12 protein-coding genes are annotated in these 13,508 nt (G+C 53.3%); 8 read left to right on the forward strand and 4 right to left on the reverse strand.

Features of this window, described 5'->3' with window-relative positions; translation table 11 throughout:
• Positions 1-22: 22 nt before the first annotated feature.
• On the reverse strand, positions 23-997 hold the full coding sequence (gene hemB / locus B2Q93_RS09765; RefSeq protein ID WP_207293077.1) for a porphobilinogen synthase: 975 nt from the start codon (positions 995-997) through the stop codon (positions 23-25).
• 525 nt (positions 998-1,522) lie between these two features.
• Here hemB and B2Q93_RS09770 point away from each other — a divergent pair.
• Together B2Q93_RS09770 and B2Q93_RS09775 are read left to right on the forward strand one after the other, a co-directional pair.
• On the forward strand, positions 1,523-4,294 hold the full coding sequence (locus B2Q93_RS09770; protein WP_286932725.1) for an autotransporter outer membrane beta-barrel domain-containing protein: 2,772 nt from the start codon (positions 1,523-1,525) through the stop codon (positions 4,292-4,294).
• 62 nt (positions 4,295-4,356) lie between these two features.
• Positions 4,357-4,983, forward strand: coding sequence for a helix-turn-helix domain-containing protein (locus B2Q93_RS09775; RefSeq protein WP_286932726.1), 627 nt, complete (start codon positions 4,357-4,359; stop codon positions 4,981-4,983).
• A gap of 5 nt (positions 4,984-4,988) precedes the next feature.
• Here the strand turns inward: B2Q93_RS09775 and ampH are convergent, their stop codons facing one another.
• Complete coding sequence (gene ampH, locus B2Q93_RS09780) at positions 4,989-6,146, reverse strand: D-alanyl-D-alanine-carboxypeptidase/endopeptidase AmpH (RefSeq protein ID WP_286932728.1); 1,158 nt, start codon at positions 6,144-6,146, stop codon at positions 4,989-4,991.
• Between the two features lie 204 nt (positions 6,147-6,350).
• On the opposite strand from ampH, the gene B2Q93_RS09785 reads away from it, so the two are divergent.
• From B2Q93_RS09785 to B2Q93_RS09795, 3 genes are all read left to right on the forward strand, one after another.
• Complete coding sequence (locus B2Q93_RS09785) at positions 6,351-6,884, forward strand: isochorismatase family protein (protein WP_040076982.1); 534 nt, start codon at positions 6,351-6,353, stop codon at positions 6,882-6,884.
• Between the two features lie 115 nt (positions 6,885-6,999).
• Positions 7,000-8,220 carry a peptide antibiotic transporter SbmA gene (gene sbmA / locus B2Q93_RS09790; RefSeq protein WP_286932730.1) on the forward strand — a complete coding sequence of 407 codons (1,221 nt, stop codon included), beginning with the start codon at positions 7,000-7,002 and terminating at the stop codon, positions 8,218-8,220.
• A gap of 14 nt (positions 8,221-8,234) precedes the next feature.
• A complete protein-coding gene (locus tag B2Q93_RS09795; protein WP_286932732.1) occupies positions 8,235-9,335 on the forward strand; it encodes a DUF1615 domain-containing protein in 1,101 nt (366 codons plus the stop codon).
• Here the strand turns inward: B2Q93_RS09795 and B2Q93_RS09800 are convergent.
• The gene (locus B2Q93_RS09800) at positions 9,332-9,634 is read right to left on the reverse strand and encodes a YaiY family protein (RefSeq protein WP_040076979.1); all 303 of its coding nucleotides are present in this window, start codon (positions 9,632-9,634) and stop codon (positions 9,332-9,334) included. The two genes, B2Q93_RS09795 and B2Q93_RS09800, sit on opposite strands and share 4 nt — an antisense overlap.
• Before the next feature lie 248 nt (positions 9,635-9,882).
• Here B2Q93_RS09800 and B2Q93_RS09805 point away from each other — a divergent pair, with 248 nt between their 5' ends.
• Positions 9,883-10,101, forward strand: a complete 219-nt coding sequence (locus B2Q93_RS09805; RefSeq protein WP_040076978.1) for a DUF2754 domain-containing protein — start codon at positions 9,883-9,885, stop codon at positions 10,099-10,101.
• On the opposite strand, the gene ddlA is transcribed toward B2Q93_RS09805, so the two are convergent.
• Complete coding sequence (gene ddlA, locus B2Q93_RS09810; RefSeq protein WP_286932734.1) at positions 10,098-11,198, reverse strand: D-alanine--D-alanine ligase; 1,101 nt, start codon at positions 11,196-11,198, stop codon at positions 10,098-10,100. The two genes, B2Q93_RS09805 and ddlA, sit on opposite strands and share 4 nt — an antisense overlap.
• A 106-nt stretch (positions 11,199-11,304) precedes the next feature.
• Here ddlA and B2Q93_RS09815 point away from each other — a divergent pair, with 106 nt between their 5' ends.
• The gene (locus B2Q93_RS09815; protein WP_046884488.1) at positions 11,305-11,988 is read left to right on the forward strand and encodes an extensin family protein; all 684 of its coding nucleotides are present in this window, start codon (positions 11,305-11,307) and stop codon (positions 11,986-11,988) included.
• A gap of 169 nt (positions 11,989-12,157) precedes the next feature.
• Entirely contained in the window at positions 12,158-13,381 is a 1,224-nt protein-coding gene (locus tag B2Q93_RS09820; RefSeq protein WP_286932736.1) for a multidrug efflux MFS transporter, read from the forward strand.
• The last annotated feature ends 127 nt before the right edge of the window (positions 13,382-13,508 follow it).

The following is a 13,508-nucleotide window of genomic DNA, read 5'->3' on the forward strand; positions in this document are numbered from 1 at the left end:
CGCTACCCGGTCGAGTGGGGGATTAGCGCAGAATTTTCTTCTCAGCCAGATCCAGCGCGAAGTAGCTGAAGATCAGATCCGCGCCCGCGCGTTTGATCGCTCCCAGGCTCTCCAGGATCACTTTCTCTTCGTCGATGGCGCCCGCCTGTGCGGCGAATTTGATCATCGCGTATTCACCGCTCACCTGATAAGCACCCAATGGCAGCTCGGTACGCTCGCGGATGTCGCGCAGAATATCCAGATAGGCCCCCGCCGGCTTCACCATCAGGCAGTCGGCACCCTGAGCTTCGTCGAGAAGGGATTCACGGATCGCTTCGCGGCGGTTCAGCGGGTTCATCTGATAAGTTTTGCGGTCGCCTTTCAGCGCGGTTCCTGCGGCTTCACGGAACGGGCCGTAGAAAGAGGAGGCAAATTTAGTGGAGTAGGACATGATGGCGGTGTCGGTAAAACCCGCCGCATCCAGCGCCTGGCGAATCGCCTGCACCTGGCCATCCATTGCCGCCGATGGCGCGATGAAATCAGCCCCTGCGGCAGCGGCGACAACCGCCTGTTTGCCGAGATTAAGCAGAGTAGCGTCATTGTCTACGCCGTGATCGCACAGTACGCCGCAGTGGCCGTGAGAGGTGTATTCGCAGAAGCAGGTATCGGACATAACGATCATCTCCGGCACGGCCTCTTTGCAGATCCGGGACATGCGGGCGACGAGGCCATCCTCTTTCCACGCATCGCTGCCGGTGGCATCGGTGTGATGGGAGATACCAAAGGTCATCACCGAGCGGATCCCGGCGTTGGCGATACGCTCGATCTCACGTGCCAGATGCTTTTCCGGAATGCGCATCACGCCCGGCATAGCATCAATGGCTTTGTAGTCATCGATCTCTTCTTCAACAAAAATCGGCAACACCAGATCGTTTAAGCTCAGTGTTGTCTCTTCAAACATAGCGCGCAGTGCGGGTGACTTGCGCAGGCGACGGGGACGTGCAATTAAATCGGTCATGGTATGCCTGACGTTTGCGAAAATAAGGAGCACCAGTTTACCTGAACTGCTGCCGGACTGTTTTACTAAAGTTGTCGTTTAGCCTTAAGCCCCGGATCGGTACGGTACCCGCGGGTTTATGAACCTGATTAATGTCAGGAAATAAGTAGGGCAATAATATTGTCATCCTCAAAAAGTGTTTTCTTGATGTTATTTCTTATCTAACGCCTTGTGATTAACGGGCAATTTATCTTTCATGTTTCATTTTAATATTCATGATAATTGTTTGTTTCGCTTTGTTGATTTATTTTTCTGATCTTTCGTTTTTTGCGCTGTATCTTTTGTTTTAATATAAGCTATTGTTATTAAATTATTTTTTAATTTATTTTTGTCGATTAAAAAGTGTTTATTAATTCTGTCTGTTTTCGGACATAATTCATCGATTCATTGAACCATTTTGTTTTGAGGCGGCATAATTCATTGCGCAATTTATTTGCTGTGTATTTATGGACAAACTTGCTTACGTCCCTGAGGAGGGATGACCCAATGCAAAAATGGAAAAAGAAACTTGTTGTATCTCAAATTGCATTAGCCTGCACGATGGCTATCGCTTCTCAGGCAAATGCAAAAGATATTTCTGGTACAACCTATAATACCTTTGGCTACGATGGTACCGCCGCCTCTACGCTGTATAACGGTTACACTGACTGGCGCAATGCCAGTGCCACGGTTGATGGCGATATCTATCCGGTTATCAACAAATCTGTCGTAAACGGGGTGATCTCTGGTTACTACCTTGATGATGCAGTCGGCGGTAAAACCAACTCGCTCTCCATCAGCAACAGTACCCTTAATGGTATGGTCACCTCTGAATGTATCACCACGGAGTGTGCGGGCGGCGTGAATCGCGACGGTTCTACCCACTACCAGTACGACCGCTTCGCATTGAGGGTGAATAATACCACCATTAACGACACCTATGAGCATTACGCTTACGACGTGGTAACAGGCGGCACTACCACCAACTACTGGGATACCTACGCGCTCGGCAATGCTATCAGTCTGGATGTTGAGTCTGATATCGTTATCGAAAACAACTCCCGCATCGCGGGTATAACCCTGACTCAGGGTTATAACTACCCGGACAATACCCCTTACGACAGCACCGTTGGCATCGAAAACAGCGCGCATGTCTTCAATAACACCCTCAAAGTGACCGACTCTGCTGTCACATCCGGTGCCTACAGCGACCTGGGAACCACCGGTTTTTATGGTCAGTCAGCGAAGCCGAGCGACTACGGCAATCCGGGTGCCACCTCACTGGATGATGCTGCGCTCATCGTTGCGGCTGGCGCGGCTGATAACGCCATGCAGACGGTGGCAAGCTTTGACCACTCGACCCTGACAGGCGATGTGTTGTTCTCCAGCACCTTTGATAATAACTTCTTTGTCAATGGTGACCCGGCGACCGATACCACTGCCGACGGCGTTTACAACCCAACCACCAACGGCTGGGACGGTACCGATAAACTGGATCTGACCTTAACCAATGGCAGCAAGTGGGTCGGTGCGGCGACCTCCAGCGTGGAGATGATCGCCCCGTCTCAGATGTATGGTCTGGGGTATAGCAGCGTTGATCTGACTACCCTGTTACCAAACAGCATCTGGCCTGATTCAACCTTCAACAGTAACAACCATCTGGTGGGTACCCAGGTTTATCAGAGCGGTATTTTCAACGTTACACTGGATAACGGTTCAGAGTGGGACACGCGTAAAGAGTCGAACATCGATGCGTTGACCGTGAAGAACCATTCTCAGGTTAATGTAGAAAACTCCGGCCTGCTGGCCGACAGCATTACGCTGACTAACGCCTCTACCCTGAATATCGGTGATGCTGGTAGTGTGGCAACAAACAGCTTGAACCTTGACAGCAGCAGCCAGGCAACCCTGACTCAGGAGCTTGCCGATCTGTACGCGAACACCATCACCGTTGACAACCGCTCTGAGCTGGCGCTGGGTCTGGGCCAGGTTGATACCCATAAACTGGTGCTGATCGACGGCGGCGTGCTGAACGTTGCCAGCCGCGATTATGTGTTCAATTCCGATCTGAACAACGCGCGTTATATCACTAATGACAGCATGAAGAGTGGGGACGATTACGGTGTGATTGCCATCAACGCGGATGGTCATCTGGCCGTTAATGGTGAAACCTCAGGTAACTACAAAGTGCGTCTTGATAACGCGACCGGTAAAGGCGGCGTTGCAGATTATCGCAACAAAGAGCTTATCCGTGTTTATGATAACAACGCTGATACCCGCGTCTCCTTCACGGCGGCTAACCGCGCCGATCTGGGTGCATATACCTACCAGGCACAGCAGAAGGGCGATACTGTTGTTCTGAATCAGGAACGCTTAACGGATTACGCCAATATGGCGCTGAGCATTCCTTCTGCGAATACCAATATCTGGAATCTGCAGCAGGATACCGTAGGCACCCGCCTGACCAATGGGCGTCATGGCCTGACGGATCAGGGCGGCGCCTGGGTTAGCTTCTTTGGCGGTAACGTCGATGGCGACAACGATGTCATCAAGTACGATCAGGACGTGAGCGGCATCATGGTGGGTGTAGATACCCAGATTGATGGCAACAGCGCGAAATGGACCGTCGGTGCAGCTGCAGCCTTCGCTAAAGGCGACATGAATGACCGTTCAGGTCAGGTGGATCAGGATAGCCAGACGGCGATGATCTACTCCGCTGCTAAATTTGCCAACGATATGTTCCTCGATGGCAGCATGAGCTATACCCGCTTCAACAATGATCTGAGCGCGACCATGAGCAACGGCGAGTACGTTGACGGCAGCACGAATACCGATGCCTGGGGCTTTGGCCTGAAGCTTGGTTACGACTGGATGCCGAACGACGCAGGCTACTTAACGCCATATGCCGCGGTTTCTGGCCTGTTCCAGTCGGGTGATGACTATCGTCTGAGCAACGACCTGCAGGTGGGTTCGCAGTCTTATAACAGCATGCGTTATGAACTCGGTTTAGACGCGGGTTACACCTTCGGTTACGGTGACGATCAGGCGTTAACGCCATACTTCAAACTGGCTTATGTCTATGACGATGCCAGCGAGAATGCTGATGTTAACGGCGATAGCATTGATAACGGCGTGAAAGGCTCTGCGGTACGTGCAGGTCTGGGAACGCAGTTCAGCTTCACCAAAAACTTCAGCGCTTATACTGACGCCACCTACCTGGGCGGCGGCGACGTTGAGCAGAACTGGGGTGCTAACCTGGGTGTGAAATACACCTGGTAGTCGTTGTAAAATGGGGAGGCTTTGCCTCCCCATTGTATTTTCAAGGATGATTTGAGGTCTGCATGAACCGTTACGCAAAGCCGGTTCCTGAATTCTCCCGGCTTGAAAAGTGCCTTTTTGACCATAGCAAAACGTTCAAACTGGCAGGACAACACTCTGTATTTGGGGAAGTCTTCGAAGAGGAGCAGTTTGCGTTATTGCTGCAAACCGGCACGCTGGCAATTCATCGGCAGCAAGATGACTTGTTGATGGAAATAGTGAGCGCACCCTATATCTTTGGCATTAATGCCGGAATGATGGGCTGTAGTACCGAATACAAACTTATCACCCATTCACCCTGCACGGGTTTTTATCTTCCTGCGGCCACGGCCCGCACCCTCATACAACAAGCCGGCCTGTGGCGGGAGGCCTTTTGCTGGCTCTCCTGGCATCATCGGGTCATGGAAATCCGCGATAAACAGCTGGTGGGAAACAACTCCTATAGCCAGATCCGCTCGACACTGCTGGATATGGCTCAGTGGGATGAGACGCTGCGTATGCGCGTGGGGGTAATGAATTACATCCAGCGACGCACGCGGATTTCGCGCTCTGTGGTGGCCGAGGTGCTGGCCGCGTTGCGTCAGGGGAATTACATCAATATGGTTCGGGGTAAACTGGTCAGTATCAACCGTTTACCCGCAGAGTATTAACGCGATCAGGAAGCAGGAACAACCTGAGCTTTGTTGTCACTGAGTTCCGTGACCAGTTTATTAATACCATCGCTCATGTTGACGAAACGGGTATTGGGGGAGCGAGTGACCACCACAAAGGCGCCAACGTTCGATTGTGGGATCATCGCCATATAGGTAATAAAACCGCCACCGCCGCCTGTTTTCTGAATAATTCCCGGATGCCCGTTCTTTGGCGCCATATACACCCAGCCCAGACCCAGCGCGTCCGCTTTGCCCGGTACATCCATGCCAATGACGCGCTGGAACTGGCTGCGCTGATATATCAGCGTCTGCATCCGGTCAGCCTGAGTGCTGCGCGAATAGAAATCGGAAGAGAGGAACTGCTGCATCCAGCGCATCATATCGCCGGGTGTGGAATAGACACCGCCGCTGCCAATGGCTGCCAGCGTGTTGTTACATGGGCTGGCCCCTTTCTCTGCCACCATCAGGCGTTTGCACTGATCCGGTGAGGGGGTAAAGGTGGTGTCTTTCATACCCAACGGGCGCGTAATCTGCTCTTCAAACAGCTGGGTATAAGGTTTACCCGAGGCGGTAGCCAGAGCATCGGCCAGTAAATCGAATGCCAGGTTAGAGTAGGCTGCCTGGGAGCCCGGCGTGGTTTTCAGGTTCGCGGTGCTCAGATAGTTCCAGCGCTGTTCGCGGGTTGGCCAGACGAAGACCGGCCGATGCGCCGCACCGCCCGGTTGTTCACGCGGCAGGGCGCTGGTGTGCGTCGCCAGATTAACCAGGGTGATAGGGGTGCCCTGATAGGTTGGCACCCGTGCACCCGGTGGCGCATATTTGCTCAGCGGGTCGTTAAGCTTCACGACCCCCTGATCGAGTAATTTCACCAGCATCTCGCTGGTCATTAATTTGGTTAAGGACGCAATACGAACCACGGAGTCCAGCTGCGGATGAATATTATTGCCTGGACGCGTTTCGCCAAAGCTCCGAAACACGCGCTGATTACCATCAATAACAACCAGTGCCATACCGGTTGCGCCGCTGCCGTAATAGATCAGGTTTGCATAACGGTCGGCAATATCAGAGGCAAGTACCGGGGTGGTCAGCGGTTGGGCAGCCTGAACCGTCGAAAGGCTCACCGCACACAGCGCGGCAATAGATAGCAGACAAGATTTCAACGAAAAGCATCCATAAGAGAAATGAAGATAATTAAGCGTATTTATACTACTAACGTGCCCGGTGCAATGGGCTGAATAGCCTAACGATAGCGGGAAAAACGTAACCGCGAGTAAATAAAAACAATTTCATTACGTGCCATCTCCCATTTTGTGACATCGGGCTTATGATAGACCCCTACGTAGCTCAGCGACCCGGAGAAGGTGATGTCAGAAAAGCGTGTGGTGATGGTTGTCGATATGCAGCAAGGTGTTTTTGCGACCCCTCGTATTCAGCGCGAACAATGCGTTTCACGTATCAATCAGTTAACCCAGGCCGCCGATACGGTCATTTTTATCCAGCATACCGAAGCTGGTGGGCTGGAAGAGGGGAGCGAGGGGTTTGCGTTGTTACCTGAACTGCACCAGCCGGAAGGGGCGCACTACGTGACCAAAACGGCGTGCGATGCGTTTTACCGCACCTCGCTCGCCGCGTTATTAAGCGAGCTGGATATTCATCATTTTGTGCTTTGCGGCTGTGCTACCGACTACTGCGTGGATACTACCCTTAAAAATGGCGTTAGCCGGGGATACCATATCACCGTCGCCGGTGATGCGCACACCACCGCCCACCGTCCTGCCGCCCGGGCAGAAACGCTGATAAACCACTACAACGATGTCTGGCGCGATCTGATTGCTCCCGGCAATCCGCCGGGTGTGAAACTCACCGAAACAATTCTCGCCCACTGGAAAGCGAACTAATAATTACCCGTCAGGTCTGATTTTTTTGCACCGGCCGGAGACCGGCTGGTGGATGCAATGTCGTGTGGTGATGTGTTGAACACAGCAACAGCCATAATTACAAGAAGGAAGTTTTATGTTTAAGTCATTTTTCCCAAAGCCGGGGCCCTTTTTCCTCTCGGCATTTATATGGGGCCTTATCGCCGTTATTTTCTGGCAGGCCGGTGGCGGCGCCTGGCTTGAGCGCCTAATTGGTGCTTCCAGCGACGTACCCCTTAGTGCCGCACGTTTCTGGGCGCGTAGTTATCTTTTGTTCTACGCCTATTACGCCCTCTGCGTTGGGCTGTTTGCCCTTTTTTGGTTTACCTTTTCACCCCATCGCTGGCAGTACTGGTCCGTGCTGGGAACGGCATTAATTATTTTTGTCACCTGGTTTTTGGTGGAAGTCGGGGTCGCGGTCAACGCCTGGTATGCTCCCTTCTATGATCTGATCCAGAAGGCTCTCAGTTCCCCGCACAAGGTCTCTATCGACCAGTTTTATCACGAAGTGGGGGTCTTCCTCGGCATCGCGCTGATCGCCGTGATCATTGGCGTGATGAATAACTTCTTTGTCAGCCACTATGTGTTCCGCTGGCGTACCGCCATGAACGAGCACTATATGGCCCACTGGCAGCAGTTACGTCATATCGAAGGTGCCGCCCAGCGTGTGCAAGAAGACACGATGCGTTTCGCCTCTACGCTGGAGGATATGGGGGTGAGCTTTCTCAACGCCATCATGACGCTGATCGCTTTCCTGCCGGTGCTGGTTACCCTGTCGGCTCACGTGCCGGATCTGCCCATTATCGGCCATGTCCCGTACGGTCTGGTTATCGCCGCGATTATCTGGTCGCTGATGGGCACCGGTTTACTGGCGGTGGTGGGGATCAAACTGCCGGGACTGGAGTTCAAAAACCAGCGCGTTGAAGCCGCCTACCGTAAAGAGCTGGTTTACGGTGAAGATGACGCTAACCGGGCCTCGCCGCCTACTGTGCGTCAGCTGTTCAGCGCGGTACGTCAAAACTATTTCCGCCTCTATTTCCACTACATGTACTTCAACATTGCGCGCATTCTCTATCTGCAGGTCGATAACGTATTCGGCTTATTCCTGCTGTTCCCGTCGATCGTTGCCGGTACCATTACCCTCGGTCTGATGACTCAGATCACCAACGTCTTCGGCCAGGTTAGGGGCTCGTTCCAGTATCTCATCAGCTCCTGGACTACGCTGGTAGAGTTGATGTCTATCTATAAACGTTTACGCAGCTTTGAACGCGAGCTGGATAACCAGCCACTGCAGGAAGTGACCAACACGTTAAGCTAATACAGGGAGTCGTTATGCCTTTTGCCGTATCACGCGCCTTACCGTTATCACTCCTTGCTGCCCTGGTGCTGGCAGGCTGTGCTGAGCAAGGTGCAGCCCCGCTTAAAAAGGGCGAGAAACCCGTCGATGTCGCGAGCGTGGTGCGGCAGAAAATGCCCGCCAGCGTGAAAGATCGCGACCAGTGGGCCAGCGCGCTGGCAAAGACCTTCGATAGCCAGAAGATAGCCCCGACCGAAGAGAATATCTGTTCGGTACTGGCGGTAGCGCAGCAGGAGTCAATGTATCAATCCGACCCTAAGGTGCCCGGGCTGAACAAGATCGCCTGGAAGGAGATCGACCGACGGGCAGAATCGATGCATATACCGGCGTTTCTGGTCCATACCGCCCTCAAAATCACCTCTCCTGATGGCAAGAGTTATAGCGAGCGGCTGGACACGGTGAAAACTGAGAAGCAGTTGAGTGAAATCTTCGACGATATGATCAGCATGGTGCCGATGGGGCAAAAGCTCTTCGGCTCGCTTAACCCGATACATACCGGCGGGCCGATGCAGGTCAGTATCGCCTTTGCCGAGAAACACACCGACGGTTACCCGTGGAAGTATGACGGTACCGTGCGTCAGGAGGTCTTTTCCCTGCGCGGAGGTTTGTGGTTTGGGACTTATCATCTGCTCAATTACCCTGCCAGCTACAGCGCGCCGCTGTACCGCTTTGCCGACTTCAATGCAGGCTGGTACGCGAGCCGTAACGCGGCATTTCAGAATGCCGTCAGCCGCGCCAGCGGTGTGAAGCTGGCGCTGGATGGCGATTTAATTGCTTATGGTAGCCGCACGGCGGGCAAAACCGAGATGGCGGTTCGCAAGCTGGCCGGGAAGCTGGATATGAGCGAGAGCGAGATTCGACACCAGTTGGAGAAGAGCGATAGCCAGAGCTTCGAGAAAACGAAACTTTATCAGCAAGTTTATGCGTTAGCGGAGCAGAAGAGTGGAAAGACGTTGCCGCGAGAGATGTTGCCAGGCATTCAGCTTGAGAGCCCGAAGATCACGCGCAACCTGACCACAGCCTGGTTTGCGAAACGTGTCGACGATCGTCGGGCTCGCTGTATGGCAATGAATTAGTGGTAGCGACGCCAGCGGTTAACTAGCGCGACAACACCCAGGATGACGCAGCCCACCAGGAAGGGAATCAGTCCAAAGATGGTTCCCACGCCCAGTCCGATTTCAACGCGCGGGCGGCCGCTGTCCTCTACCTGCATCAAATGTTCATAGACGCCAGGTGCATGCACCAACATGTTCAAAAACTGCGAACCCGCCCAGAAGCAGAACAGTACAAACAGGGCATAGGCGATATTACCTGACGTGGAGGTTTTCGGGTGTTTACCATTAAAGATCGGCTTCGACATAGTAAAGTCTGCCATAAAGACCTCCGTATAGTTCGTTCTGGCCATACACCAGTGATATAAGCGAAGTTTGACAGGTCATCGCATTTGTCAATATCGGAATCGTGGTAATTTGCAGCATGGATTTCTCCTGGATCGCCGATTTCTGCACCAACTCACAATTTCGTAACCTTAAGTTAAATTCATTAACATTTAAGAATTTCCGTATTGGACACAGACCTGACGCGGAAACTATGCGAGGATGTTTTTTTTATTCAGGAGCGACCATGAAACTGCCTGCCAAAATTCGCCGTGACTGGCATTACTACGCCTTTGCCATTGGGCTGATCTTTATTCTTAATGGGGTTGTGGGGTTACTGGGATTTGAAGCGAAGGGTTGGCAAACCTATGCGGTAGGTCTGGTGACATGGGTCATTAGCTTCTGGCTGGCAGGATTGATTATTCGCCGTCGCCCGGAAGAGCCGACGGCGAATAATGTCGATTAACCGTTTACCGTAATATTAAGCGCGCTATCGGCGGCATGCTGCTCCAGCGCCAGCTCAATCAGGCGGGTAATCAGCTCTGGATAGCTGATGCCGCTCGCCTGCCACAATTTCGGGTACATGCTGATATTGGTAAAGCCAGGCAAGGTGTTAATTTCATTGATGATGACGTCATTTTCAGTGGTTAAAAAGACATCGACCCGGGCCATTCCGCGACAGCCCAGCGCCTGATAAGCCTCAATCGCGATGGCCCGGATGCGGTCGTTTACCGCCGAGTGCAGGGCTGCCGGCACGACGACCTGTGCGCCTTTGTCATCAATGTATTTGGTGTCATACGAATAGAAATCGCTGTTCAGTACCACTTCGCCGCAGGTACTGGCCTGGGGGAAGTCATTGCCCAGCACCGCACACTCGATTTCACGTCCTTTGATACCCTGTTCAACCACCACTTTATGGTCAAAGGTAAATGCCAGACGTACGGCCTCGTTGAATTGCGCCTCGCTGCTGACTTTACTCACCCCAACGGACGACCCCTGATTTGCCGGCTTCACAAAGAGCGGCAGGCCAAGCTCTGCCTGTAGAGCGCTAAAGCTGTGTTTGTCGCGATTGGCGCGGGTGAGGGTAACGAAAGGCGCTACGTTCAGACCGGCGTCGCGCAACAGACGTTTGGTGACATCTTTATCCATGCAGGCGGCAGAACCCAGTACGTCGGAGCCGACAAACGGCAGGTTTGCCATGCGCAGCATGCCCTGCAGCGAGCCATCTTCGCCCAGCGTACCGTGCACGATCGGGAAGATGACGTCGAGTTGCAGAAGGGCCTGTGCGTTGCTGGCGTTAAGCAGTTGATTCTGTGCCACGCCCGGCACAACCGCGACGCTCATGTCAGAAGGATTCAGGGCGATGTGTGCCGGATCGTCAGCATTAAGCAGGTAACTGTTGGCGTCATTAACATGCCACTGTCCCTGCTTATCGATACCCAACAGCACAACGTCGAACCGGCTCTTATCAATCGCATTGACGATGTTTTTGGCCGATTGCAGCGACACTTCGTGTTCTGCTGATTTTCCCCCAAATACAATACCCACACGCAGCTTTGCCATTACTCTCACTCATCCAGTCTGACTCAAAACCCATACCTTACCACGATGCCCGGCGGGATTCGCCGCCTTCTGCCATAATGTTTTAGCAAGCAACGGAGGGGGGAAAGTGCGAGGAAAAGGTCTAATTATCTGTCTTGTTATTATCGGCGCGGCAGCGGTGGGGTATCGCTGGTTGCCGTCTTACTACAACCCTTTTGCGCCTCTCTCGCTTGACGATCCCCCCGGGAAAATCACCCAGTTTAAGCTGCGGCGACTCACGCCCGAGCACTGCGAAACCTTGCTCAGCCAGGCGAACGATTCAAAGCTGATCCGTACCCAGACGGTTGCCGACAGTGGGGGCGAGTGTCCCCTGGTGGATGTGGTGCGGGTGCGTGACTTTGGCCGCGTAGGGCTGAGCAGCAGTTTCCTGGCCAGTTGTCCCCTGGCGCTCAGTGCTGCCCTCTATATTCACCAGCAGGCACAACCGCTGACACAGCGCATGATGGGGAGCCGCCTGACCCGCGTTGACCATTTTGGCAGCTTTGCTTGCCGAAATATCTATCATCGACAGGATGCGCGACGCAGCGAGCATGCCAGCGCCCAGGCGCTCGATATTAGCGGCTTTCAGTTGGCTGACGGGCAGAAGATCACGGTGCTGCAAGGCTGGAAAAACGCCCGAACGCAGCCCTGGTTAAAGGCGATGCTTAGCGCCAGCTGCGGCTATTTTGGCAATGGGCTTGGGCCAGAGTACAACAGGGCGCATGCTAACCATTTTCATCTGGGTATGCGGGGATATGGTTACTGCCCGTAAGCATAAATCCCCCGCTAAAAGAGGATAGAGTGTGATTTGTTTCACATTTTTGATGACTGGGAAGATAAAACACTAAAATTCATCCCGACAGCATCAGCTGCGCTTTGTGATGAGGCGTAACTTGCTAATCTATGAGCGAATTCGCTCAAAAAAATGAATGTGTCGCGCTATGGAATCCTGGAAGGTTAACCTTATATCGGTCTGGTTCGGTTGTTTCTTCACCGGGCTTGCCATCAGTCAGATCTTACCTTTTCTGCCGCTGTATGTGTCTCAGCTGGGGGTCTCCTCGCACGAGGCGCTTTCGATGTGGTCCGGGCTTACCTTCAGCGTGACGTTTCTGGTTTCTGCCATCGTCTCGCCTATGTGGGGAAGCCTTGCCGATCGCAAAGGGCGGAAGCTTATGCTGCTGCGTGCCTCCCTGGGAATGGCCATTGCTATTCTGTTGCAGGCCTTCGCCTCCAACGTCTGGCAGCTTTTTCTGCTACGAGCGCTGATGGGGCTGACCTCCGGTTATATTCCTAACGCCATGGCGCTGGTGGCGTCGCAGGTACCACGCGAACGCAGCGGCTGGGCGTTGAGTACGCTCTCAACGGCGCAAATTAGCGGCGTAATTGGCGGGCCACTGATGGGCGGTTTCCTGGCCGATCACGTAGGGCTGCGGGCGGTCTTTATTATTACCGCTATCCTGCTGATGGTCAGTTTTCTGGTCACGCTGTTCCTCATTAAAGAGGGGGCGCGTCCCACCGTCAGTAAAGCGCAGCGCCTGAGCGGGAAAGCGGTCTTTGCCTCACTGCCCTACCCGGGGCTGATGATCGCTCTCTTCGTCACCACGATGGTGATCCAGCTCTGTAACGGCTCGGTGGGGCCTATTCTGGCGCTGTTTATCAAATCGATGGAGCCAGACAGCAACAATATCGCTTTTCTGAGCGGCATGATTGCCGCCGTACCGGGTGTTTCTGCCCTTATCGCTGCACCGCGACTGGGCAAGCTGGGAGACCGTATCGGCACCGCACGCATTTTAATGGCGACGCTGGTGGTGGCCGTGGTGCTCTTCTTCGCAATGTCGTTTGTCACCACCCCATTCCAGCTTGGTGTGTTGCGCTTTTTACTGGGCTTTGCCGACGGCGCGATGTTGCCAGCCGTACAGACCCTGCTGGTTAAATACTCCAGCGACCAGGTGACCGGACGCATCTTCGGCTATAACCAGTCTTTCATGTATCCCGGTAACGTTGCCGGGCCGCTGATTGGGGCGTCGGTTTCGGCTATGGCAGGATTCCGTTGGGTCTTTGCTGCCACGGCGGTAGTGGTGTTGCTGAATATTCTGTATCTGGCGGTGGTATTACGCCGGCGCCGTCAGCAGGAGGCTAATAGAAGCGTCGGTAACAGAAGATAACGCTGCTGTATTATATATTCTTATACTTAAACCTGACGGTAATAACTAAAATGGCTTTCTGTTTTTTTAATGACGCAAAGCAATTCAAGCTTTGGCGCTAATATAAAAACGTTTCGCTGAACCTGGA

The sequence above is a fragment of the Leclercia sp. UBA5958 genome (genome assembly GCF_002430365.1).
GTDB lineage: Bacteria > Pseudomonadota > Gammaproteobacteria > Enterobacterales > Enterobacteriaceae > Enterobacter > Enterobacter pneumoniae.

Coding starts and splice junctions, on each gene's coding strand:
- sbmA (WP_286932730.1), top strand. CDS start 7,000: ATGTTTAAGTCATTTTTCCCAAAGCCGGGGCCCTTTTTCCTCTCGGCA.
- hemB (WP_207293077.1), bottom strand. CDS start 997: ATGACCGATTTAATTGCACGTCCCCGTCGCCTGCGCAAGTCACCCGCA.
- B2Q93_RS09775 (WP_286932726.1), top strand. CDS start 4,357: ATGAACCGTTACGCAAAGCCGGTTCCTGAATTCTCCCGGCTTGAAAAG.
- B2Q93_RS09800 (WP_040076979.1), bottom strand. CDS start 9,634: ATGGCAGACTTTACTATGTCGAAGCCGATCTTTAATGGTAAACACCCG.
- ddlA (WP_286932734.1), bottom strand. CDS start 11,198: ATGGCAAAGCTGCGTGTGGGTATTGTATTTGGGGGAAAATCAGCAGAA.
- B2Q93_RS09770 (WP_286932725.1), top strand. CDS start 1,523: ATGCAAAAATGGAAAAAGAAACTTGTTGTATCTCAAATTGCATTAGCC.
- B2Q93_RS09805 (WP_040076978.1), top strand. CDS start 9,883: ATGAAACTGCCTGCCAAAATTCGCCGTGACTGGCATTACTACGCCTTT.
- B2Q93_RS09795 (WP_286932732.1), top strand. CDS start 8,235: ATGCCTTTTGCCGTATCACGCGCCTTACCGTTATCACTCCTTGCTGCC.
- B2Q93_RS09785 (WP_040076982.1), top strand. CDS start 6,351: ATGTCAGAAAAGCGTGTGGTGATGGTTGTCGATATGCAGCAAGGTGTT.
- B2Q93_RS09820 (WP_286932736.1), top strand. CDS start 12,158: ATGGAATCCTGGAAGGTTAACCTTATATCGGTCTGGTTCGGTTGTTTC.